Source organism: Streptomyces racemochromogenes, assembly GCF_039535215.1.
In the GTDB taxonomy this organism is placed as follows: Bacteria; Actinomycetota; Actinomycetes; order Streptomycetales; family Streptomycetaceae; genus Streptomyces; species Streptomyces racemochromogenes.
This window is the reverse complement of record NZ_BAAAWT010000001.1, coordinates 2,994,082-3,017,106: the sequence shown is the minus strand read 5'-3', so window position 1 is coordinate 3,017,106 and position 23,025 is coordinate 2,994,082. Positions and strand designations below refer to the sequence as shown.

General features: G+C 74.4%; 20 protein-coding genes. 7 read left to right on the top strand and 13 right to left on the bottom strand.

Annotated elements, in window-relative coordinates; translation table 11 throughout:
* Positions 1–19: 19 nt before the first annotated feature.
* Positions 20–946 carry a cyclase family protein gene (locus ABD973_RS13810; protein WP_125821988.1) on the bottom strand — a complete coding sequence of 309 codons (927 nt, stop codon included), beginning with the start codon at positions 944–946 and terminating at the stop codon, positions 20–22.
* A gap of 95 nt (positions 947–1,041) precedes the next feature.
* On the opposite strand from ABD973_RS13810, the gene ABD973_RS13805 reads away from it, so the two are divergent.
* The 3 genes from ABD973_RS13805 to ABD973_RS13795 are packed head-to-tail and all read left to right on the top strand — an operon-like array spanning position 1,042 to position 4,234.
* Positions 1,042–1,953, top strand: coding sequence for an SDR family NAD(P)-dependent oxidoreductase (locus tag ABD973_RS13805; RefSeq protein WP_125821989.1), 912 nt, complete (start codon positions 1,042–1,044; stop codon positions 1,951–1,953).
* Between the two features lie 14 nt (positions 1,954–1,967).
* Positions 1,968–3,170 carry an acyl-CoA dehydrogenase family protein gene (locus ABD973_RS13800; RefSeq protein ID WP_125821990.1) on the top strand — a complete coding sequence of 401 codons (1,203 nt, stop codon included), beginning with the start codon at positions 1,968–1,970 and terminating at the stop codon, positions 3,168–3,170.
* Positions 3,167–4,234: a Zn-dependent alcohol dehydrogenase gene (locus tag ABD973_RS13795; protein ID WP_125821991.1), complete on the top strand. Its 1,068-nt coding sequence runs from the start codon at positions 3,167–3,169 to the stop codon at positions 4,232–4,234. Before ABD973_RS13800 ends, ABD973_RS13795 begins: the two co-directional genes overlap by 4 nt.
* A 25-nt stretch (positions 4,235–4,259) precedes the next feature.
* Here the strand turns inward: ABD973_RS13795 and ABD973_RS13790 are convergent, their stop codons facing one another.
* Together ABD973_RS13790 and ABD973_RS13785 are read right to left on the bottom strand one after the other, a co-directional pair.
* A complete protein-coding gene (locus ABD973_RS13790; RefSeq protein ID WP_125821992.1) occupies positions 4,260–5,162 on the bottom strand; it encodes a hypothetical protein in 903 nt (300 codons plus the stop codon).
* Between the two features lie 59 nt (positions 5,163–5,221).
* Positions 5,222–5,836 (bottom strand): flavin reductase family protein, encoded by a 615-nt coding sequence (locus tag ABD973_RS13785; RefSeq protein ID WP_125821993.1) that lies wholly within the window; start codon positions 5,834–5,836, stop codon positions 5,222–5,224.
* 208 nt (positions 5,837–6,044) lie between these two features.
* Between ABD973_RS13785 and ABD973_RS13780 the strand changes: the two genes are divergently transcribed.
* A complete protein-coding gene (locus ABD973_RS13780) occupies positions 6,045–6,839 on the top strand; it encodes a VOC family protein (protein WP_345500202.1) in 795 nt (264 codons plus the stop codon).
* Positions 6,840–6,890: 51 nt separating this feature from the next.
* Here the strand turns inward: ABD973_RS13780 and ABD973_RS13775 are convergent, their stop codons facing one another.
* The 6 genes from ABD973_RS13775 to ABD973_RS13750 form a co-directional block, all read right to left on the bottom strand.
* Positions 6,891–8,996: a DUF11 domain-containing protein gene (locus tag ABD973_RS13775; protein WP_345500201.1), complete on the bottom strand. Its 2,106-nt coding sequence runs from the start codon at positions 8,994–8,996 to the stop codon at positions 6,891–6,893.
* Between the two features lie 94 nt (positions 8,997–9,090).
* Complete coding sequence (locus ABD973_RS13770) at positions 9,091–11,178, bottom strand: hypothetical protein (protein ID WP_345500200.1); 2,088 nt, start codon at positions 11,176–11,178, stop codon at positions 9,091–9,093.
* On the bottom strand, positions 11,175–12,398 hold the full coding sequence (locus tag ABD973_RS13765) for a DUF11 domain-containing protein (protein ID WP_345500199.1): 1,224 nt from the start codon (positions 12,396–12,398) through the stop codon (positions 11,175–11,177). Before ABD973_RS13765 ends, ABD973_RS13770 begins: the two co-directional genes overlap by 4 nt.
* Positions 12,399–12,506: 108 nt before the next feature.
* Complete coding sequence (locus ABD973_RS13760) at positions 12,507–13,298, bottom strand: enoyl-CoA hydratase/isomerase family protein (protein ID WP_345500198.1); 792 nt, start codon at positions 13,296–13,298, stop codon at positions 12,507–12,509.
* Positions 13,299–13,796: 498 nt separating this feature from the next.
* Positions 13,797–16,025 carry an acetate--CoA ligase family protein gene (locus ABD973_RS13755; protein ID WP_125822000.1) on the bottom strand — a complete coding sequence of 743 codons (2,229 nt, stop codon included), beginning with the start codon at positions 16,023–16,025 and terminating at the stop codon, positions 13,797–13,799.
* A 399-nt stretch (positions 16,026–16,424) separates the two neighbouring features.
* Positions 16,425–17,576 carry a flavin-containing monooxygenase gene (locus tag ABD973_RS13750; RefSeq protein ID WP_345500197.1) on the bottom strand — a complete coding sequence of 384 codons (1,152 nt, stop codon included), beginning with the start codon at positions 17,574–17,576 and terminating at the stop codon, positions 16,425–16,427.
* A gap of 177 nt (positions 17,577–17,753) precedes the next feature.
* Between ABD973_RS13750 and ABD973_RS13745 the strand changes: the two genes are divergently transcribed.
* From ABD973_RS13745 to ABD973_RS13735, 3 genes are all read left to right on the top strand, one after another.
* Positions 17,754–18,524 (top strand): maleate cis-trans isomerase family protein, encoded by a 771-nt coding sequence (locus ABD973_RS13745; protein WP_345500196.1) that lies wholly within the window; start codon positions 17,754–17,756, stop codon positions 18,522–18,524.
* 106 nt (positions 18,525–18,630) lie between these two features.
* Positions 18,631–19,083 (top strand): DoxX family membrane protein, encoded by a 453-nt coding sequence (locus ABD973_RS13740; protein WP_125822003.1) that lies wholly within the window; start codon positions 18,631–18,633, stop codon positions 19,081–19,083.
* Entirely contained in the window at positions 19,080–19,499 is a 420-nt protein-coding gene (locus tag ABD973_RS13735; RefSeq protein ID WP_125822004.1) for a Zn-ribbon domain-containing OB-fold protein, read from the top strand. The genes ABD973_RS13740 and ABD973_RS13735 overlap by 4 nt, the downstream gene beginning before the upstream one ends.
* A 21-nt stretch (positions 19,500–19,520) precedes the next feature.
* Here the strand turns inward: ABD973_RS13735 and ABD973_RS13730 are convergent, their stop codons facing one another.
* From ABD973_RS13730 to ABD973_RS13715, 4 genes are all read right to left on the bottom strand, one after another.
* Positions 19,521–19,985, bottom strand: a complete 465-nt coding sequence (locus ABD973_RS13730) for a hypothetical protein (protein WP_125822005.1) — start codon at positions 19,983–19,985, stop codon at positions 19,521–19,523.
* 91 nt (positions 19,986–20,076) lie between these two features.
* A complete protein-coding gene (locus ABD973_RS13725; RefSeq protein WP_345500195.1) occupies positions 20,077–21,117 on the bottom strand; it encodes an AraC-like ligand-binding domain-containing protein in 1,041 nt (346 codons plus the stop codon).
* A 69-nt stretch (positions 21,118–21,186) separates the two neighbouring features.
* Positions 21,187–21,864, bottom strand: a complete 678-nt coding sequence (locus ABD973_RS13720; RefSeq protein ID WP_345500194.1) for a pyridoxine/pyridoxamine 5'-phosphate oxidase — start codon at positions 21,862–21,864, stop codon at positions 21,187–21,189.
* A gap of 44 nt (positions 21,865–21,908) precedes the next feature.
* Positions 21,909–22,919 carry a LuxR C-terminal-related transcriptional regulator gene (locus ABD973_RS13715; protein WP_125597374.1) on the bottom strand — a complete coding sequence of 337 codons (1,011 nt, stop codon included), beginning with the start codon at positions 22,917–22,919 and terminating at the stop codon, positions 21,909–21,911.
* Positions 22,920–23,025 lie beyond the last annotated feature (106 nt).

Here is a 23,025-nt window from a genome sequence, read left to right as displayed (position 1 = left end):
GGGACGGGGGAGGGGGAGCTCAGAGCACCGCCACCGGGGCCACCGGGGTGCCCGTGCCGCCTACGAAGGGTTCCGGCATCGCCGACAGGAGGAAGGAGTGGCGGCCGGCTTCCGCACAGGCTGTGGACAGTTCCTCCAGGTTCCAGTTCTGGCCCTGGTGCATGCCCATCTCGACCAGGTCCAGCGCGTGCACCGGCAGCCACAGGTTCTCGATCTCCGGGGGGAAGATCTCGAACGTGAGGGTGTCGTTCGCCACCGCCGCCACGTCCCTCGCGTGGAACCACTGGGGGGTGTGGACGGAGAGACCGGGGGACGGGAAGCCGTAGCCGTGCCTGTCGCCCGCCAGGTAGGTCTGGATCTGGCCGGTGCGGACGAGTACGACGTCGCCCGCGCGGACCGTGACGCGGCCGAACTCCTCCGCCTCCGCCAGGTCCCCGGGGGTGACCGCGTGGTCCCCCGGGAGCCGGTCCAGGCCCTTGGCGCGGGCCACGTCCAGCAGGACCCCGCGCGAGACGATGTGCCGGGCCTTGTCGATGCCGCTGAACTCCGCCCGCCCGTGCGCGGTGATCGTCGACGCCGGGCGGCCGTTGTAGATGCGGCCCGAGTGCGAGACGTGCGTGAGGGCGTCCCAGTGGGTGGCCGACTGGAGGCCCATCGTCACGGCGTCGTCGGAGCACGCCACCGTGCCCGGACCGAAGAGCTCCTGGTTGATCTGCACCATCGTGTGCAGGGGGTTGACCCGGCCCGGGATCAGGCCCGCCTGGACGCCGTCCTCCTTGAGGGGGAGGGCCAGGGGGACGCGGCGGCCGGTGCGGATCTCGGCCGCGGCCGCGCGCACCACCTCGTCGGTGATCAGGTTCAGCGTGCCGATCTCGTCGTCGGCGCCCCAGCGGCCCCAGTTGTTGATCCGCTTGGCGATCTCGTGGAACTCGGGAGGGAGGGGCACCGGCCATCAGCTCCTAGGACTCAGGGCTTGTGTGAAGGGATCTGACTGGTCATAGAATCTAACGGTCCGTCAGAAAACACGGGAAGGGGTCGGCCGTGGGGAACTTCTTGGCAGGAAAGGTGGTCGCCGTCACCGGCGCGGGCCGGGGCATCGGCCGGGCGGTGGCGCTCGCCGCCGCCGCCGAGGGCGCCAAGGTCGTCGTCAACGACTACGGGGTCGGGATCGAGGGCGGCGAGCCCACCAGCGAGATCGCCCAGAACGTGGTCAAGGAGATCCAGGCCGTCGGCGGCGAGGCCGTCGCCGTCGCCGACGACATCTCCACCATGGCCGGCGGCCAGCGCGTCGTCGACACCGCCCTCGCCGAGTACGGACGCGTCGACGGCGTCGTCTGCGTCGCCGGCATCCTGCGCGAGCGGATGCTGTTCAACATGTCCGAGGAGGAGTGGGACCCTGTCGTCGCCACCCACCTGAAGGGCACCTTCACCGTCTTCCGGGCCGCCTCCGCCGTCATGCGGCGCCAGGGCTCCGGCACGCTCATCGGGTTCACCAGCGGCAACCACACCGGATCCGTGGCCCAGGCCAACTACAGCGCCGCCAAGGGCGGGATCATCTCCCTCGTCCGCAGCGCCGCCCTCGGCCTCCACAAGTACGGGGTCACCGCCAACGCCGTCGCACCCGTCGCCCGGACCCGGATGTCCGCCAACGTGCCGATGGAGCTCAAGGAGATCGGCGACCCCGAGGACGTCGCCGCGCTCGTCACGTACCTGCTCAGCGACCGCGCCAAGGCCGCGGACATCACCGGGCAGGTCTACACGATCGCCGGCCCCAAGATCGCCGTCTGGGCGCAGCCGCGCGAGCTACGCGCCGGCTACGCCGAGGGCGCCTGGACCCCCGAGCGGATCGCCGACTTCCTCCCGGGGACCGTCGGCACCGACCCGATGCCGATGCTCGCCCAGCTCGACGCCATGGCCAAGGCCGCCGCCGCCAAGGACCGGCCCAACGCCTAGAAAGGGGCAGCGGCGTGGACTTCAGCTTCGGGGCCGAGGACGAGGAACTGCGCGCCCGCGCCCGCGCCTGGCTCACCGCGCACCTCGCCGGCCCGTACGGGGAGGCCGTCGGCCTCGGCGGGCCCGGCAGCGAGCACGAGGGCGTAGCAGCCCGGCGCGCCTGGGAACGCGAACTCGGCCGCGGCGGCTGGATAGGCACCGGCTGGGACGCCCCGGCCGGCGCCTACGGGCAGCAGCGGCTGACCCTCACCGGGCAGGTGGTGTGGGCCGAGGAGTACGCGGCGCTGCGCGCCCCCGCCCGCGTCGGCCACATCGGGGAGAACCTCCTCGCCCCCACCCTGATCGCCTACGGCACCCCCGGACAGCGGGCCCGCTTCCTGCCCGCCATCGCCCGCGGCGAGGAGCTGTGGTGCCAGGGCTACAGCGAGCCCGGCGCCGGATCCGACCTCGCCGGCATCCGCACCACCGCCGTGCGCGACACCGCCGACGGGCTGCCGCGCGTCACCGGACAGAAGATCTGGACCTCCCTGGCCCGCGAGGCCGACTGGTGCTTCGTCCTGGCCCGCACCGAAGCAGGCTCCCGCCGCCACCGGGGGCTGTCCTTCCTCCTCGTGCGCATGGACCAGCCGGGCCGCGTCGAGGTCCGCCCGATCCGGCAGATGTCCGGGACGGCGGAGTTCAACGAGGTGTTCTTCGACGGGGCCGTCGCCTCGGAGGTCGTCGGCGGCGAGGGCAACGGCTGGACCGTCGCCATGGGCCTGCTCGCCCTCGAACGCGGCGTCTCCACCCTCGTCCAGCAGATCGGCTTCGCCGCCGAACTGGAGCGCGTGGTCACGGCGTACGCGGCCTGCGGCGCGCCCGATCCGGTCCTGCGCGAGCGCCTCGTACGGCAGTGGGCGGAGCTGCGCACCATGCGCTGGAACGCCCTGCGGACCCTGGGCGGCGCGGCCGGTGACCCCGGCGCGCCCAGCGTGGCGAAGCTGCTGTGGGGCGGGTGGCACCGGCGGCTCGGGGAGCTGGCCGTCCAGGTCCGGGGCGCGGCCGCGTCGGCCGGGCCGGGGCTCTGGGCGCAGGGGGACCCGTACGAACTCGGGCTCGACGAGGAGCAGCGCCTCTTCCTGTTCAGCCGGGCCGACACGATCTACGGCGGCTCGGACGAGATCCAGCGGAACATCATCGCCGAGCGGGTGCTCGGCCTGCCTAAGGAGCCCAGGTGAGAGGCGTCGTGTTCGACGGCAAGCAGGCCCAGGTGGTCGGGGACCTGGAGATCCGGGACCCGGGGCCGGGGGAGGTGCTGGTCGCGATAGCGGCGGCCGGGCTGTGCCACAGCGACCTGTCGGTGATCGACGGGACGATCCCCTTCCCGCCGCCGGTGGTGCTCGGGCACGAGGGCGCGGGGGTGGTCCAGGCCGTGGGGGCGGGGGTGACGCACGTGGCGCCCGGTGACCACGTGTCCCTGTCGACCCTCGCGAACTGCGGGGCCTGCGCGGACTGCGACCGGGGCCGGCCGACGATGTGCCGCAAGGCGATCGGGATGCCGGACCGGCCCTTCTCCCGGGCCGGGCTGCCGCTGTTCCAGTTCGCCTCGAACTCGGCGTTCGCGGAGCGGACCCTCGTCAAGGCCGTGCAGGCGGTGAAGATCCCGGACGACGTGCCGCTGACCTCCGCCGCCCTGATCGGCTGCGGGGTGCTCACCGGGGTGGGTGCGGTCCTCAACCGGGCCAGGGTGGGTCTCGGGGAGACCGTCGTGGTCATCGGCACCGGCGGGATCGGGCTCAACGTCATCCAGGGCGCCCGGATCGCGGGCGCGTCGGTCATCGTCGCGGTGGACGCGAACCCGGCGAAGGAGGCGGTGGCCCGGCGGTTCGGCGCCACCCACTTCGTGGACGCGTCGGCCGTGGACGACACCCCGGCGGCTGTCCGTGAGGTCCTGCCGACCGGCGCGGACCACGCCTTCGAGTGCGTCGGCAACGTGAAGCTGATCCGGCAGGCCGTCGACCTCCTCGACCGGCACGGGCAGGCGGTGCTGCTCGGTGTGCCGGGCTTCAAGGAGGAGGCGTCCTTCCTGGTGTCCTCCATGTACCTGGACAAGACGATCATGGGCTGCCGGTACGGGTCCTCCCGCCCGCAGCGCGACATCGCCCTGTACGCCGAGCTGTACCGGCAGGGGAAGCTGCTGCTGGACGAGCTGGTGACCGAGGTCTACCCGGTGGAGGACTTCGCCAAGGCCGTGGACGACGCCCACCACGGGCGGGTCGCGCGCGGAGTGCTCACGTTCTGATCCGGGTGCCGGGCGGCCCGCCGCACTATGCGCGGCGGGCCGTCCAGGTCAGTGCCAGCGCCGGCGCGGGAAGGGCGAGCAGGGCCCACAGCCGCGTGAAGCCCGCCACCGGCACGTCCAGGGCCACCGGCAGCAGCGCGAGGACGCCGAGGAGCAGCAGGCCGAGGGCGGGCAGGTGCGTGCCGGGGTCGAAGCGGCGCATCCGCTCCACGGCCTCCGGATCCATGTACGAGCGGATCGCGGCGCCGGCGACGAAGGGCCACGGCCCGAGGGCGATGAAGAAGACCACGGCGATCAGCCCGCCGCCCGTCCGGGCGGGCGAGGTGCCCACGCCGACCTCGGGGTGGCCGGGGGCGAAGAAGACCTCGGCCGTCGTGCCCGGCCCTGGCCGCTCCCCGGTGGACACCCCCGTGACGGGGACGTCCCGGGGGCCGTCGTCGTAGGGGACGCTGAGGACCGCGTCGGTGCTGTAGTACGCGTCGCCGTCGTCCGTGGCCGGGTGGTGGACCGGTTCGCCGGCCAGCCGGACGATCCGGGCCTCGTGCCGGTCGTAGCCGGCCCGCTCCAGCCGCTCGACGCGCCTGCCCTTCTCGCCGGACTCGGTGAAGCACAGGACGAGCGCCGCGAAGGTGGCGACGGGGACCCCGAAGGCGAGCACGATGCGCAGCAGGCGGCCGCGCGGGCGTCGTCCCGGCGGGCGTTTGCGCAGGTCGGCCCGGGGCGGGACGCGGCGCGCGTGGAGGGAGGCGGTCACCCAGCACGCGGCGAAGAGCACGGAGGCGCCGGCCAGGCCGGTCTCCACCGTCAGCGGCGGGTACGGGCTCACCCCGACGATCGCGCATAGCACCGCCGCCACGGCGCTCCCCACCATCAGCCACCCGGTGGTGCTGGTCCACCGGGTGCGCCCCGGCCCGTACGTGTTCTCCACCGCGGCCCCCCGCCCTGACGTCGACGGCAGGAGGATAACGGCTGGTCGGGGTGGGGCCGTCAGTCGGCCAGGCGGGCGAAGCGGCCCTTGTGGAAGAGGAGCGGGCCGCCCTCGCCGGAGGCGCCCATGGCCTCGACGCGGCCGACCACGATGAGGTGGTCCCCGCCGGTGTGGACGGCGTGGATCCGGCAGTCGATCCAGGCCGGTACGTCGTCCAGCTGCGGGGATCCGGTGGCGGGGGCGGGCCGGTGGGAGACCCCGGCGAACTTGTCGGCGCCGCTGACCGCGAACGCCCGGCACAGCTCGCCCTGCCCGGCCCCGAGGATGTTGACGCAGAACACCCCGGCGCGGGCGATCCGCGGCCAGGTGGTCGACGTACGGGCCACCATGAAGGTGACCAGGGGCGGGTCCAGGGAGAGCGAGGCGAAGGACTGGCAGGCGAAGCCGGCCGGGCCCTCCTCGCCCTCGGCGGGCGGGGCGGTGATGACCGTGACCCCGCTCGCGAAGTTGCCCAGTACGGCCCGGAAATCGGCGGGGCTGACGGGCGCGCGCTCGTCCTCGCCGACGGCCCGGAGGTCGGGGCGGGGCAGTGCGTCGACGTTTCCGGCGGAGGTGGGGGAGCCGGCTGACCTGAGGTATCGGACGACGGCGGCCGCCATCCCTGCGTGTCCCATCACACTCCCGATTGAAGCTGACGATGTGTCAGATGGGAAGGGGTGCGGGGCGGCGCGAACAGCGCCTCCCACCCCCGGCGGCCGGCACCGGCCGCGCATCCCCCGAGCGGGTGAATCCGACGGGCCCCGGGCGGCCGTACGCCGTCCCGCGCGCGGGGGCGCGGGCATGGTGGCCAGCGACCGTGTCGCCCCACCCGCTGGAGGACCCATGCTCGGCACCGCCTTCCGTACCGGATCGCCCAACTGGCTCGACCTCGGCAGCCCCGACACCGCCGCGGCGGCCGCCTTCTACGGGTCGGTCTTCGGCTGGGAGTTCGTCTCCGCCGGGCCCGACACGGGCGGGTACGGGTTCTTCCGGCTCGGCGGCAGGACCGTCGCCGCGCTCGGCCCGCTCACCGAGAAGGGCGCCACCTCGGCGTGGATGGTGCACTTCCAGAGCGCCGACATGCAGGCCACGTCCGAGGCGGTGCGGGCCGGGGGCGGGACCGTGCGGATGGAGCCCACGGACGTCATGGGCGAGGGCTGGCTGGCGCAGTTCACCGACCCGCAGGGCGCCCAGTTCGCGTCCTGGCAGCCCGGCAAGACGGGCGGGCTGGAGGTCGCCTCCGAGGTGAACACGCTGGTGTGGGTGGAGCTCCACGTACCCGACCCCCTCGCCGCGATCCGCTTCTACGGCGGGGTGTTCGGCTGGCGCTACATCGAGATGGAGACGCCGGGGATGACGTACCGGGTGCTCAGCATCGGCGAGGGCGACCAGGAGCAGGGCTCCTTCGGCGGGGTGGCCCCGCAGGGCGAGGGCGCGGGCGGAGCCTCGACGATGGTGCCGCGCTGGGTGCCGTACTTCCACGTGGTGGACGTGGACGCCACCGTCACCGCGGTCGAGCGCAACGGCGGCGCGGTAATGATGCCGGCCGCCGACGTCCCCGACGTCGGCCGGATCGCCTGGGCCTCCGACCCGGCCGGGGCGGTGTTCGCGCTGCTGAAGCCCAGCCCGCGCGCGTAGCCGCCGACGGGGTCCGGCCGACGGGGCGTGCGCCCCGCCGGCCGGTCCCGTTCACGGGGTCGTCTTGCCCACCTCCAGGTCGGCCGTCGGCTCCTTGACCGTGCCCGCGGGCGGGCCGGCCGCCGCGCTGGTGTTGTTGGCCGGCCGCGGGTCGGCGGTCAGCGAGTCCACCGTCGCCGTGTTGCGGATGTCCGAGCCGTTGCCGGTGTACTCCGGGTCCAGCTTCACCTTGATCACCCAGGTCACCGAGGCGCCCGGGGCCAGGTGGGCCAGCGGGCCGCAGGTGACGGTCCGGCCCGAGACGCAGGTCGCGTCACCCGAGACGAAGCTCAGCGCCGTCGGCAGGCTGTCGGTGACGCTGACCTGGTCGGCCTGCGAGGGGCCGTTGTTGGTGACCGTCAGGGCGTAGTCGAAGGTCTCGCCCGGGGCGACGGCGGAGGTCTGCACCGCCCGCTTCACGACGGCCAGGTCGGCCGAGGGCTCCGCCACGTGACCGCCGGGGACGGTCGCGGTGCCCTTGTCGTTCTCCGAGGCCGGGTCGATGTTGTCGGCCGTGACCTCGGCGGTGTTCTTCAGGTCGGAGCCCGTGCCCTTGTAGGCGGGGTCGATCTTCACCGTCAGCAGGTACTCGACCGTCTCGCCGACCTTCAGCGGAGCGGTCCGCCTGCACGAGACGAGGCGGCCGGCGGCGGTGCAGCCGGACGGCGAGGAGCTCACGTACGAGAGGCCCTCGGGCAGGTTGTCGGTGAGCTTCACGTTGAACGCGTCCGCCGACGGACCGTAGTTGCTGACCCGGATCCGGTAGTCGAAGGTCTGGCCCGGCACCGGCGGCGTGGTGCCGACGGCCTCCTTGCGCACCCCGAGGTCGGCGGTCGGCTTGTTGACGCGGCTGCCCGGCAGGCCGGCGGGGCTGCTCGTGTTGTTCTCCGGCTTGGGGTCCTTGGTCCGCGCGGTGGCGGTGGCCGTGTTGCGGATGTCGGAGCCGTCACCGGTGTAGTCGCTGTCGAGGCGGACCGTGAACCGCCACGTCCGGGACGCGCCCGGCTCCAGCACGGCCTGCGGGCCGCAGGTGACCGTGCCGTCCGTGGCCCGGCAGCCGTCGGACGGGGGCGAGGACACGAAGGCCAGCCGGGACGGCAGCCGGTCGGTGACGAGGGTGTCCACCGCACGCGACGGGCCGTCGTTGGTCGCCGTCACCACGTACTCGAAGGTCTGGCCGGGGGCGATCACCGTGTCGTTCGCGGTGCGCTTCGTCGTCCACACGTCGGCCTGCGGCTCGGTCACCCCGCCCGGCGGCAGCACCGGCTGCGAGGTGTTGTCGGCGGGCTCGGGGTCCTTCGACGCGGACGTGGAGGTGGCCGTGTTGCGCAGGTTCTCGCCGTCACCGGAGTAGGCCGCGTCCAGCTTCACCTTGAACGTCCACACCACGTCCCCGCCGGGGATCATCCGGGCCAGCGGGCCGCAGGTGACCGTCCGGCCGGACGCCGCGCACGGGTCGGCGGAGGAGACGAAGGCCAGCCCGTCGGGCAGGGCGTCCGTCACCGTCACGTTGCGCGCGTCCGAGGGGCCCTTGTTGGACGTGCGGATCTCGTACTCGAACTCCTGGCCCGGCACCGTCGGCCCCGACCCCAGCGGGGTCTTGACGGTGGCCAGGTCCGAGACCGGGGTGAACGGCCCGGGCGGCAGCACCGGGTCGGGCCTGTTGTTGCCCGGGTCCGGGTCGGTCGCGTCCGAGGTGCCGGAGGCGCTGTTGCCGAGGTCGGTGCCGTCGCCCTCGTACGAGGGGCTCAGCCGGGCGTGGAAGCGCCAGCTGCGGCTCTGCCCGGCCGCCAGCTGCGGCTCGGGCCCGCAGGTGACGGTCTGGCCGGCGGCCGTGCAGCCGTCGGAGGAGTCGACGAAGGTGATCCCGTCGGGCAGCCGGTCGGTGGCCGTCACGTTCCGGGCGACCGACGGCCCCTTGTTCCTCGCGGTGAGGGTGTAGGTGATCAGGTCACCGGGAGCCCTGGCCGCGGCCCGTTGGGTCGTCACCTCGACCTGGGCGGGCCGCGCCGCCGGGGGCTGTGCGGTCGCGGGGACCGGCGCGGCCCACAGTGCGGCCGCGCAGAGCAGCGGGGCCAGGGCCCGCACCGGCGACCGCCGGCCTGGGGTCGTCGTCATCGCGCATCGTTCCGTTTCGTGCGTGAGAGACCGTACAGAGCGCTGTACGGGAGATCCGGGGCCGTGGACACCGGCCGGGTGCGGGGGCGGGGGGTCAGCCCGCGCGGACCGCCTTGGACAGTTCGAGGTCGGCGGTCGGCGGGCCGACCCGGCCGCCCGGCGGGCCGGCCGAGCCGCTGTTGTCGACGGGGTTCGGTTCGGCGGTGTCCGACACCGCGGTCGCGGTGTTGCGCAGGGCCGTGCCGTCGCCCGCGAACGCCGGGTCGACCCGCACCGTGAACGTCCACGCGCGGCTGCCGCCCGGGTCCACGGCCGCCTCCGTCCCGCAGGTCACGTCCTGCCCGGAAGCGGTGCAGCCGTCGCCTCCGGAGACGAACGCCAGGCCCGTCGGCAGCGGATCGGTGACCCGCACCCGCCGGGCCACCGACGGGCCCGCGTTGCGCACGGTCACCGTGTACGTGAAGGTCTCCCCGGGCGCGACCGGCGTACGGTCCTGCGCCGCCTTGGCCAGCGACAGGTCGGCCCGCGGCGGGGCGAGCCCGCCGGGCGGGCCGGCCGCCGCGCTCGTGTTGTTCTCCGGCCGGGGGTCGGGGATCCCGTGCCGGACGGACGCCACGTTGCCCAGGTCGACGCCGTCGCCCGTGTACGCCGGGTCCAGCCGGACGCGTACCGTCCAGGAGGCGCTCGCACCGGCGTTCACGGGCCCCCGGGCCGGGCAGGAGAGCCGCTGCCCGGCCGCCGTGCAGTTGCTGGCCGAGGACACGAACCGCAGCGGGTCCGGCAGGGTGTCGGACATCAGCACCGTCGGGGTGTGGGAGGGGCCGAGGTTGCGTGCGGTGATCCGGTACTCGAACTCCTCGCCCGGGGCCACCGGCCCGGCCCCGAGGCCCTCCTTCTCGGCGGCCAGGTCGGCGCGGGCCGTGACGGTCACGTCCGGCGCGGTGGAGGTGTTGTCGGCCGGGTTGGTGTCCGTACGGTCGGCCGGGGCCGTCACCGTCGCCGTGTTGGCGAGGGAGGTCGGCTGCGCGGGGGCGTTGCCGGTGATCGTGTAGGTGACGGAGCCGCCGCGTTTCAGGTCGGCCTTCGTGTCGAGCGTGCTGCCGCTGCCGGAGGAGGCGCCGCAGGTGCCGCCCGTACCGGCCTTGCAGGTCCAGGTGACGTCGGTGAGACCGGGCACGGTGTCGCGTACGACGGCGCCCGTCACGTCGTTGGCCTGGCTGTTGGAGACGGTGACCGTGTACGTCACCGGGGCGCCGGCGGCGACGGTCGACTGGCCGGTCGACTTCACCACCTTCAGGTCGGCCGGCACGTTGATCGTCAGGTCGTCGATCTCGTGGATGTTCGTCGCGCCGCCGGTGCCGGCCGAGAAGCCCACCTTGAGGGAGGCGGGGAGCGACGGCTGGCTGGTGATCGAGGTGACGTCGTAGTCGGTGATCAGCTGGGTGAGGGCGGTGTCCGGGCCGCTGTCCGACCACACCGACAGCAGCAGCTTGCCGCCGCCCGGCAGCAGGGAGACGCGTACGCGGCGCTCCTTGGCCCGGCTCCCCGTCTCGACGGTCGAGCCGGGGCCGTCGGCGGCGGTGGCGTAGCGGTAGCCGGTGGTGCCGCTGCCGCCGCCGCGCACCACGATCTTGTTGGGCTGGGCGCCGGGGCCGCCGTTGCCGACGGAGCCGGAGGAGAAGTTGCCGAACTCGTCGAGGCCGATCCCCAGGTACGCGCCCGGCACGCCGGAGGCGGTGCAGCGGTTGGCCACGCCCGAGCAGGCGTAGCCGAGGCTGCCGCCGGAGGGGCCGGTGCCGTCGGCGGCGGTGCCGTCGGTGAGGTAGAAGGACAGGCCGTCGCCGCGCTTGCCCTCGAAGGCGGTGCCGCCGTAGGTGGCGTAGCGGAACTCGGCGACGACGCCGAGGGTGGTGGAGAAGGTGTCCCTCATCTTCCAGGTGCCGGCCTGGCTGCTGCTCGCGGACGTCAGCCGCAGCCAGCCGCCGCCGGCCGGGTAGGAGGCGTTGCCGCTGGCCGTGCCGAGGTTGGTGGAGCTGTCGAAGGTCTCGTTCACGGGGAAGGCCAGGGCCGCGCGGGGGCGCTGCGCGGCTTCGGCCTCGGCGTCCGCGGCGGCGGGCGTCAGGAGCGCGGCCGCGCACAGCAGGGGGAGGGCGGCCCTGAACCACCGGGCCGCGGTCCTCATCGGCGGCGCCGGGCGGCGACGCGGAGGGCGGTGCCGCAGGCGAGGAGGGCGGCGGAGGCCCAGGAGAGCCACCGGGGGAGGCGGGTGCCGCACTCGGCGAGTTCGGCGGGGTCGGCGGGGCGGTCCGGGTGGTCGCCGTGCGGCTGCCGGCCGGGCCGGCCTTGGTCGGGGTGGTCCTCGGCCTCGTGGGGGTCGGGTTTCCCGGGGGTGCCGTGCTCGTTGCCGTTGCCGTTGCCGTTGCCGTGGTCGTCGTGCCCGGGCCGGGTGTCGTGCACCAGGCAGAGGCGGCCGCCGGCCGGGCCGGTCGTGCCCGGGGCGTTGGCGTTGTCGGACGGGTCCGGGTCGCGTACGGCGGAGGTGACGCGGGCGGTGTTCTCGATCGGGGTGCAACGGCGGCCGGGGGGATTGGCCCGGTCCTCCTCCCCGGTCAGGGCGCGCACGGTGAGGCGGAACTCCGCCGTGGCCCCGGCCGGGAGCCGGTCGAGCGCGGGACACCGGACGAGGGGCTCCTCACCGGGGGCGGACGCGCAGTCGTCGGGGGAGGACAGCAGGGCCAGGGAGTCCGGGAGGCGGTCGGTGACCGCGACCTGGCGGGCGGTCGCGGGGCCCGCGTTGTGCACCGAGATCAGGTACGTGAACTTCTCGCCCGGCCGTACGTCCTCGCGGCCCTGGGCGAGTACGGCCGTCTTGGTCAGGGAGAGGTCCGCCAGGAGGGCGCTGGGCGGGAGGACGAGCCCGGTCAGCGAGGTCGCGTTGTTCGCGGGGCGGGGGTCCTTGGTGGCGGCGTCGACGAAGGCCTCGTTGACGATGTCCCCGCCCTCGCCGCGGTAGCCGGGCGCCAGCCGGACCGTGATCACCCAGGTGTGGGAGGCGCCGACTGCGAGGGTGGGGAGGGGGCCGCAGACCACGGCCCGGCCGGTCGCCGTGCCGGTGCAGCCGTCGCGGGAGGCCAGGAACTCCAGGGCGGCGGGGAGGCGGTCGGTGACGGTGACCTGCCGGGCGGCGGAGGGGCCGTGGTTGGTCACCGTCACGAGGTAGTCGTACGCCTCGGTGGCCCGCGTGCCCTGCTGCGGGCGGAGGGCGGCGGTGACGGCCAGGTCTGCCGGGGTGTCCGCGGCCGCGGCGGGCGCCGCGCCGCACAGGAACGCGGCCGCGGTGGCCGTGGCGGCCGCGCACAGGTTGATTCGCCGGGCTCGCCGGGTTCGCCAGGTAGGACCCATGCGGTCAGCTATTCACATGAATCGGGCGTCGGGGGTTCGGTCAGTTGATCACTGCTGCCTCATGGGTGATCGATTTCAGTCATTCGGAGCCAGACCCCCGGGCAGGCCTCAACGGCCGAGGTACTTCGGGGTGCGGCGCTCCACGAAGCTCGCCACGCCCTCCTTCGCGTCGGCGGTGGTCATGTTGATCTCCTGGGCGTTGGCCTCGGCGGCCAGCGCGTGCGCCCTGTCCCCGTCCAGGGAGGCGTTGACCAACTGCTTCGTGAGCGCCAGGGCACGGGTGGGGCCCTGCGCGAGCCGCTCGGCCCACTCGCGGGCGGCGGCCTCCAGACCGTCGGCGGGGACCACCTTGTTGACCAGCCCGAGCCGGGCCGCCTCCGCGGCGGGGACGGCGTCGCCGAAGAACATCAGCTCCTTGGCCTTCTGCGGGCCGATCAGGCGGGGCAGGAGGTAGGCGCCGGCGCCGTCGGGGACGAGGCCGCGGCGGACGAACACCTCGACGAAGCGGGCGGTGTCGGCGGCGATGACGAGGTCGCAGGCGAGGGCGAGGTGCGCGCCGATGCCGGCGGCGGTGCCGTTGACGGCGGCGATGACGGGCTTCTCGCAGTCCAGGACCGCGGTGATCAGGCGCTGCGCGCCGAGCCGGATCATGCGGGCGACGTCGCCGGCGACGCGCTCGCCGCTGGCGTTGGCGCTGCCGCTGCGGAGGTCGGCGCCGGCGCAGAACCCCTTGCCGGTGGCGGTGATGACGACGGCCCGTACGCCGGGGTCGCCGGAGGCGGCGTCGAGCAGCGCGATGACGCGCTCGCGCTGCTCCCGGGTGAGGGCGTTCATGGCGTCGGGCCGGTTGAGGGTGATCCAGCTGACGCCGGCGTCGGTGCGGTGCAGGATCTCGTCCACGGGTGCGCTCCTGTTCGGGGTGGGTACCGCCGTTGCCCTGGGCGGGCCGGGGGCCGGGGCGGGTGGCTCGTTGCGCGGGCCGGCGTGCCGTGCGGGGCGTGGGCCCTGCGGGGCTGCTCCCCGCCCCACCCTTCGCCCGTTCCCCGGGCTCCGCCCGGACCCGCGCCTCAGACGCCGGCGGGGCTGGAAGAGCCCGGGGCTGCGCCCCGGACCCCCTGGGGGCTCCGCCCCCGGACCCCCGCGCCTCAAACGCCGGCGGGGCTGGATACATCCAGCCCGCGCGGCGTTTGAGCGCACCGGGCGCGGAGCGCCGTACTTCCAGCCCCGCCGGCGTTTGAGGCGCGGGGTCAGGGGCGGAGCCCCTGGGAACGGGGGAAGGGCGGGTAGGGGACCTCGCCCCGCGCAGCGGCCCGCCCACCCGCACCCGACCCACCGGCCCCGGCCACGGAACCCGACCCCGCCCCGCGCGAGCGGCGCGTCGGAAGGGCGGCGGCGGCGTCAAAGGCAGACCGCCAGCGCGTCCAGCGCCACCGCGCCCTGCCCGCGGGGCAGGACCATCAGGGGGTTGATGTCCAGTTCCGCGAGGTCGTCGCCCAGTTCCAGCGCCATCCGCTGGACCCGCAGGACGACCTCCACCAGCGCGTCCACGTCCGCCGGCGGTGCACCCCGTACGCCGTCCAGGAGCGCGTGCCCGCGCAGTTCGCGGAGCATCGTGCGGGCCTGGTCCTCCCCGAAGGGGGGTACGCGGACGGCCGCGTCCCGCAGGACCTCCACCAGGACGCCGCCGAGGCCGACGGTGACGGTGGGGCCGAAGAGGGGGTCCTGGGTGACGCCGACGACCATCTCGACGCCGCGTTCGATCATCTGGCAGACCAGGATCCCGTCCAGCGGGACGTTCTCGTAGCGGGCCGTGTCCGTCAGCTCGCGGTACGCGTCGCGGATCTGGCTGGCGGAGGTGAGGCCGACCTTGACCAGGCCGAGTTCCGTCTTGTGGGCCAGCTGGGGGCCCGAGGCCTTCATGACCACCGGGTACCCGACGAGCCCCGCCGCGCGGACCGCGGCCGCCGCGCTGGTCACCAGCTGCTCGCGCGGGACGCGGATCCCGTACGCGCGCAGCAGCTGCTTGGCGGCGTGTTCGCTGAGCTGCTGGCCGGGCCGCATCAGGGCCTGCGCCTTGCGGTGGGAGGGCGACGGGGTGCGGGGGGCGTCGGCGAAGGGGGAGCGGTAGGAGGCCGTGAAGCGGTGGTGTTCGAGGTAGGCGCGGACGGCGGTGATGCAGTTGCCGAAGGTGCGGAAGGTGGCGACGCGGGAGGAGCCGAGCAGGGTGGTGCGGTAGGCCTCCTCGGTGCCGACGGGGGAGCCCCAGATGACGCAGACCAGCTTGTCGGTGGCTTCGGCGGCGTCGACCAGGTCCTGCGCGAGCCTGTCGCTCATCGGGGGGAAGGGGCCGGTGATCGGACAGATGAGGACGCCCACGGACGGGTCGGCGAGGATCGCGTCGATGATCTTGCGGCCGCGCCAGTCGCCCACCGGGTGGCCGCCGTTGTCGACGGGGTTGGCCACGTTGAGGTAGGAGGGGATCCACTGGTGGAGTTCGGCCTGCTTGGCGTCCGAGAGGGTGGGGAGGGTCAGCCCGGCCTCGGTGGCCAGGTCGGAGAAGTGGGCGCCGGTGCCGCCGGAGATGGAGTACACGACGACCCCGTCGGCCCGTGGCGGGCGGGCCCGGGCCAGGAGGGCGGCGGTGTCCTGGAGCTCGTCCAGCCCGTCGACCCGGATGACCCCGAACTGCCGCATGGCGGCGTCCACGACCGTGTCGGCCCCGGTGAGCTTGCCCGTGTGGGAGGCGGCCATGCGGGCGCCGGTCTCGGTGCGGCCGACCTTCACGGCGACGACGGGGACCTTGTTGCGGGCGGCGCGGTCGGCGGCGAGGAGGAAGGCACGGCCGTCCTTGAGGCCTTCGACGTAGCAGGCGATGGCGCCGACCTCGGGCCGTTCGGCGAAGTAGGAGATGAAGTCGGAGGTCTCCAGGTCGGCCTCGTTGCCGGTCGGCGCCCAGTGGGAGAGGCGGATGCCCAGCTCCTGGAGGGTGTAGACGGGCCGGCCCTGGTGCCCGGACTGGGTGATGAGGGCGATGGCGGGGCCGTCGAGGTCCTCGCGGAACTCCTGGAAGGCGTTGAGGTTGGTGTTGGGGCCGAGCAGCCGCAGCCCGGAGCGGCGTACGGCGGCGGCCAGGCGGGCCTGTGCGGCGGCGCCCGCGTCGCCGGTCTCGGCGAAGCCGGAGGCGAAGGCGACGGCGAACTTCACCTTGGTGTCGGCCAGTTCCTCGATGACCGGGATCGGGTCCGCGACGAGGAGCACCGCGAGGTCGACCTGTTCGGGCAGCTCGGCCACGGTGGCGCGGCAGGGCAGCCCGAAGACGGCGGTGCGGGTCGGGTGCACGGGGTGGACGCGGGCGCCGACGCGCTCGGCCCAGGCGATGAGCTGCCGGGTGATGCCGGTGTTGGGCCTGCCCTCGGCGTCGGAGGCGCCGACGACCGCCACGGACTCGGGCCGGAAGAACCGGTCCAGGTCGGGCACGTCGGCGTGCAGGGGCCGTCCGCTGACGTCCAGGGCGTCCGGCTCCTCGGGTGTCGCCGTGGAGTGGACGGCCGTCCTGGGGGTCTCCCCGCAGGCCTCGACGCGTGCGCGGAAGTCGGTGGTGAGGGTGCCGTGAGTAGATCCAAGCATCGCTTCGCCCGCCCTGCTCGAGAGTCCATAGCTGACGCCTAGTCAGATTACTGAACTGACACGCCGTCAGGAACAGGGGTGCGCAGGAAAGGTGGTGGAGGTGGTGTGCTTGAACGGTGGCAGAACCGTCCGCTCCGGTACAGAGGTGATTTCGGCCCTCCGGGCCGCCCGGGCCCACGGCTAGGCCGTGTCTTCCGGATCTTGCTCCCCCAGCTACCGCTGGGAGGTGCCCCCAGACCCGCGCCGCCCGGCACCGCACCTCGCCGCGTTGGCGGAGCACCCGAGTACGTCCAGTACAAGGGCGCCCCGCCAACGCGCCGATGCACGGCACCTGGGGGCCCCTCCCAGCCGTAGCTGGGGGAGACGCGGGCTTAACCGGCAAGATCCGAAAGACACGGCCTAGCCGCGCGAGAGTGCCTTCGCTATGCGCACCGCGTCGATGGACAGCTCGCGGAGCATCCCGCTGATCGGGTTCGTGTACCCGGTGAAGTGCAGCCCCGGCGCGTTGCGCGGTGCGCGGGGGCCGTGCGCGATGGGCCGGCCGCGCTCGTCCAGCACGTCCAGGTGGCCCACCAGCCCCTCCAGCCCGCGCCGGTACCCCGTCGCCGCCACCACCGCGTCCGGGGTGATCCGCGTACCGTCGGCCAGTACCACCTCGTCGCCGTCGAAGCCGGTCACGGCGGCCACCGGCTCCACCCGGCCCCCGCGCACGGCCTTGATCAGGCCGACGTCCTGCACCGGCACCGCCCCCTCCAGGACCCTGCTGTACAGGCCCGAGGCCGGGCGCGGCAGACCGTAAGCCGTCAGGTCGGGGACGGCCTTGGCGGCGAGCGCCCCCAGCCGGTCCACGAGCCGCACCGGCAGCCTGCGCACCAGGATCCCCGTCCGCTGCGCCGGCCAGCCCAGGGTGGAGCGGCGCACGAGGTGCGGGACGGTGCGCACGGCGAGCCGCACCCGCGCGGCACCGCCCTCGGCGAGGTCGGCGGCTATCTCCGCGCCGGTGTTGCCGACGCCGACGACGAGCACGTCCTGCCCGGCGTACGGGGCCGGGTCGCGGTAGTCGCGGGCGTGCAGCAGCTGCCCGGTGTACCCGTCGCGGCCCGGCCAGTCGGGCAGTGCCGGGGTGTGGTTGTAGCCGGTCGCCACCACCACCGCGCGGGCCGCGAGCAGCCGCCCGCCCGAGGCGTGCAGGGTCCAGCCCTCCCCGTCGGCGGCGCGCTCGATCCGGGTCACCTCGACCCCGGTCACCAGCTCCAGCTCGTGGAACTCGGCGTACTTCTCCAGGTACCGGACCACGTCCGCCCGCGCGACCCAGCGCCCGAAGCGGCGCGGGATCGCCAGCCCGGGCAGGCCCGACAGCCGCCGGGTGGTGTGCAGCCGCAGCCGGTCGTAGTGGCCGCGCCACGACGCGCCGACCGCGCCGCTCCGCTCGACGACCACCGCGCGCACCCCGCGGGCGCGCAGCGCGGCGGCGACGGCGAGCCCGCCGGGGCCGGCGCCGATCACGTACACGGGGCGGGGCTCGGTGGAGGTCAGGTCGGGCTCGGGCATGGCCAGTGAGCGTATCGACACAGGGCGTTGATGGGTCTCGGACGAGGAGGGAATCGATTGCGGATCGATCACGGGCGGCGGACCGCACCGGCGCGGCCCGCCGCCCGTGCGGCACGGGTGGTGTCAAAGTGGGACATACGGTCCCGATGTCCGGCCCCCGAGAGGAGTGCGTGCGCGATGTGGCAGCCCGACGGGTGGGACGTGCGCGTCCGCCTCGGAGTCCTCACCCCCCACGGCGACGTCGGCCCCGAGTCGGAGCTGCGCGCCATGGCCCCGGCGGGCGTGGGCCTGCATGCCGCCCGGGTGCCGTTCGCCGCGATGGGGCCGGGCGGCGAGATGGGCCTGACCGTGCCGCTCGCCCCCGTCCGGGCCTTCGCGGAGCCGCCGCACGTGGACGATGCGGCCGAGCTGCTGGCCGCCGCGCCGGTGGCGGCCATCGCGTACGCCTTCACCAGCTCCGCGTACGTGATCGGCGCGCGCGGGGAGGCGTACATGCTGGAGCGGCTGACCGAGCGGGCCGGCGGCCTGCCCGTGGTCGCCACCTGCGCCGCCGCCGTCGGGGCGCTGCGCGCGCTCGGGGTCGCGCGGCTCGCGCTGGTCGATCCGCCGTGGTTCGACGCCACCCTGAGCGATCTGGGGCGGGGCTACTACGAGGAGGCCGGGTTCGAGGTCCCGTACGCGGCTCCGTGCGGGCTGCCCAGCGGGCAGGCGCTGATCCGGCCGGAGGCCCTGTACGGCTGGGTGCTGGAGCAGGTCCCCGACGCGGCGCAGGCGGTGGTCGTCGGCGGCAACGGCTTCCGGGCGGTCGGGGTGATCGAGGCCCTGGAGGCGGAGCTGGAGCGGCCGGTGCTGACCGCGAACCAGGTGCTGCTGTGGGCCGCCCTGCGCGCGGCGGGCGAGCCGGTGGACGGGATCACGGGCTACGGCCGCCTGTTCTCGACCCCCTGAGTCAGGCCGCCCCGCCCCCGGTCCCGTCGCGTCCGGCCCCTTGCGGGATCGCCGCCGATCCGCTGAACTGACGTACCGTCAGATCGAGTGGGTGGAGGGGCGAACCGTGCAGACCATCTGGCTCACCGGCGCCGAGTGGCTCGCCGTGCTGCGGATAGGCCTCGGCCTGTGGTGGCTGGAGAGCTGGCGGCACAAGGACAAGAAGGGCTGGTTCGAACGCGGCACCGGCATCGCCTGGGCCGCCGACGTCGCGGGCAAGCACCGCTGGGGCTTCGTCAAGGGCGGCTTCGAGAAGGTCGTCAAGCCCCGCCCGCGGCTGATGGCGTACGTCGTCGTCTACGCCGAACTCGCCCTGGGCCTCGGCCTCGTACTCGGCTTCCTGACCCCCGTCGCCCTCGCCGCCGGCCTGCTGCTCAACCTGCTCTACCTGGTCCTGATGATCCACGACTGGGCCGAGCAGGGCCAGAACTCGATGATGGCCCTCATCTCGGCGGTCGCCCTGTTCGCGATGTCCTGGCAGACCTGGTCCCTCGACGCGGCGATCGGACTGTTCCCGTGAGCGCCGCACGGTACGACCTCCCCGAGACGGACGAGTTCACCCGCCCCTACTGGGACGCGGCGGCCGGGGGCCGGCTGCTGCTGCGCCGCTGCGCCGACTGCGGGCGCGCCCACCACTACCCGCGCGAGTTCTGCCCCTCCTGCTGGGCCGGGGAGGACCGCGTCACCTGGGAGGAGGCGAGCGGCCGCGCCACCCTCTACACCTGGTCCGTCGTCCACCGCAACGACCTCCCGCCCTTCGGCACCCGCGTCCCCTACGCGGCGGCCGTCGTCGACCTCGCGGAGGGGCCCCGGATGATGACCGAGGTCGTCGGCTGCCCGTACGGGGACCTCCGCATCGGCATGCCCCTGTGCGCCGCCTTCCGCGAGACGGCGCAGGGGGTGTGGGTGCCGGTGTTCCGGCCGGACGCGGACTGAACCGCCCCTGGCGGGGACCGGTCAGAAGTGCGGGTCGAGCACCGAGCCGAAGACGTAGGTGCCCTGCTCCAGCCTCTGCTCGTGCGGGTCGACGAGGTACGCGGTCTCCGAACCGGGCTTGGACAGGCTGGACGACTGCTTGTAGTAGCCGTTGCCGCCGGCGCCGCCCGACCTGGGGGTGAGGCAGTCCGTCCAGGTGTACGTGCCCGAGGCCAGGTAGAGGTCACGGGTCGGCCACTGGATCCCGTCGAGCGTCTGCCTCCACGTGTAGGTGCCGGACGCCAGGTAGATGCTCCTGGTGGTGCAGGCGGGCGCGTCGCTGTCCATGGGCACGCCGTCCACCCACACGCTCCGGGTGTTGTACGCGTCGGCTGCCGCGCCGGCGGGCGTGCCCGCGAGCGTGACGACCGCCGTCGCCGCGGCGGCCACGGCCGCGGCCTTGCCGAACGTGCTGGACTTGCCGAACTTGCCGAACTTCCCGGACATGAGATGTCTCCCCTTGGTGACCTCGTCGTCGATGGTGCTCGGACGATGAGCAGCCGCCGGACCCCCGATTCGGGCAGGGGTCCCGCGGCCGTCATCCGCAGGTGAATCTAGGCGCGGGCGGCACGAGTTGGTGTGCGTGGCGTGCCGGGTTCCTGTGCTCTGCGTGCGGTGCGGCGCCCAGCGAGAGCGCACGGTGCTCGGTCGGCGTGAGTCCGTACGCCTCGCGGAACGCCCGGCTGAATCCCGTGGCGCTGGTGAAACCCCAGCGAGCCGCTATCGCCTGGACGGGATGGCCGCCGAGCTCCGCGCGGGCGAGGTCGGTGCGGGCGCGTTCCAGCCGGGACCGGCGGATGTGCGCCGCGAGGGTCAGGGGCTGGCCGGCGAAGAGGGCGTGCAGTCCCCGCAGCGACATGTTGTGCCGGTCCGCGATCAGGCGCGGGGTCAGGTCCGGGTCGCCGAGGTTGTGCTCGATGAAGCGGTGGATCCGCTGGAGCGTCTCCCGCGCACGGGCCTCGGCGGGCGTCGCGCCGGGTTCCCCGAGCTGCCCCGCGAGGAACGCGGTGGCCAGGTCGAGGGTGACGGCCCCCAGCCCGCGCAGCTCCTCCGGACGGCAGTGCGGGGCGCGCGCGAGCAGCGACCTCATGAAGTCGGCGACGACCGCTCCGGAACCGCTGTCCGCGGGCAGGTTCCGTGCGAGGAGGCCGTCGAGGCGGTCCGCGCCGAGCGGCAGGGCCTGCCGGGGGATCTGCAGCACCACCGACGTGAGCGTCTCGTCCGCGCAGGCCGCCTCGCTCGGCCGTGAGGTGTCGGTGAGCACGAGTCCGCCCGAGACCACCGACTCGTTGCCCCGCTGGGAGATGCGGAGGGCGCCCCGGGTCAGGAGCGCCAGCTGGAGGTGCTCGGGATCGCCCTGCCGGACGTGGGTCATGGTGCGGCGCGAACGCACCGGTGAGCAGGTCATGGCGGACAGGCGCACCGCGCCGAGGTCCACCTCCGTGATGTCCGCCCGGAAGTCGGCCGTGTGCCGGCTGCTGAGCAGGACGGGCATCACGTGGCTCGACACGGTCTCGCAGAACCAGTCGAACCTGTCCTCGCGCGCCCCGACGACGTCCGACGCGACCAGCGTTCCCATACGCCCCAACCCCCCACACCTCCACCCGACACGAACCCGGCCCGGGGCGCGTCCGCCCCGGTACGCGGCTCAGGGCCAGAGCAGCTCCCGGACCCAGCCGTCACCCCCGTCGGCCCGGCGGTAGCGCAGGCGGACGTGTCGGCGCGCGGCGTCGCCCTGGAAGAACTCCGCCTCGGCGGGCTCCAGTACGTACCGGGTCCAGGTCGGCGCCGGCGCGTCCGGCTCGGACCCCGCCCGCTCCCACGCCGCCGCCGAGGCCCGCGCCAGCTCCTCGGCGGAGCCCAGCACCTCGCTCTGCCGGCCGGTCAGCGCGGCCGCCAGCGCCCCGCGCGAGCGCACCGCCAGGTCCGCCCGGCTCTCCGCGGCCCCGCACGCCACGACCCGGCCCCGGACCCGCACCTGCCGGGCCACCGCCGGCCAGTAGAAGACCAGTGCCGCGTCGGCCCGGCCGGCCAGCTGGCGGCCCTTGGCGCTCGTGGAGTGCGAGGCGAAGTGCCAGCCCCGCTCGTCGGCGTCGTGCAGCATCAGCACGCGCACGTCGGGCCGCCCCCCGGCGTCCACCGTCGCCAGCCCCATCGTGTGCGGCTCCGCCTGCCCCGCCCGCGCGGCGTGCACGAACCACTCCCGGAACAGCTCCACCGGCGTGCCGGGGGCGTCCGCCGGGTCGAAGCCGGGAAGCGGGACGTCCCACACCCGCAGGGAGTGCAGGACCTCGTGGAACTCGCCGCTGCTGCCGTCGTTCGTCATGCCGCCCAGGCTAAGAGGTACGCGGCCGGGTCCGGGCCGGGGGCTCAGATCCAGCCGTGGTCGCGGGCCAGGAGGGCCGCCTGGAAGCGGTTCGTCGCTCCGAGGCGCTGCATCAGGTCCGCCACGTACTTGCGGTACGTCCGGACCGACACGCCGACCTCGCGGGCCCCCGTCTCGTCCTTCTCCGCCTGGTACATGGTGGCCAGCACCTTGCGCTCGATCTCGCTCAGCCCGCCCTCGGGGCCCTGCCGGGCCGCGACGGCCTCCGCCAGCGGCACCGAGTCCGACCACATCCGCTCGAACAGCGACACCAGGTTGGCGACGAGGCCCGTCTCGCGGATCACCAGGGCCCCCAGCCGCGGGTTCTGCGGGTCGATCGGCGTCAGGGCAGCCGCCCGGTCGAAGACCAGCATCCGCTCCAGCGGCTTGTCCGAGATCCGGATGTCCGCCCCCATCGCCGAGATCTCCTGGAGGTAGGCCAGCGTCGGCGCGTCCTCCACCGCCGCCGGGCGCATGATCGTCCGCATCTTGATGCCCCGCCGCAGGATCCGGGCGTCCAGCGGCCGGGACGCCTCGATGCTGGCCGCGCTCAGCGCCCCGTGCGGCTGCGTGGTCAGCCCCTCCTCCCGGGTGAAGAAGGTCAGCTCGTCGATCACCGCCCGGACGTTGGGCGTGCCCTCCACCCGCTCGATGGGCGGCCGCTGCGACGCCTCGCGCACGGCCGGGCGTACCGCGTCCCGTTCCGCCAGCAGCGACTCCACCACCCGCTGCTCGGCGGCCACCCGCCGCAGCTCCTCCTGGAGTTCCCGCAGCCGCAGGTCGATCAGCCGCTGCACGGCAATCGCGGGCGGGGCCGGCCGGATGCTGCCGTTGTCGGCCAGGGAGGTCAGCTCCATCGCCTCCAGCCGGGCCAGCCACTCCTCCACCTCGTCCAGCGGCGCCCCGAGGTGCTCCGCCAGTACGGGGGGCGTGCCCTCCGTGAGGCGGAGCAGGCATCTGTACAGGTCTTCGTCCTCGGCTGACATCCCCAAGTGGATGAGGCTTCCGGCGCGCATGGTTCCCCCTTGTGATGGTGCCCCGTGTGGTCAGCACGGTGGGCTGATCATACGAACGCGGACACCGGCTGACCATGGGTAACGGAAGCGTTCCTACCGCTCTTGG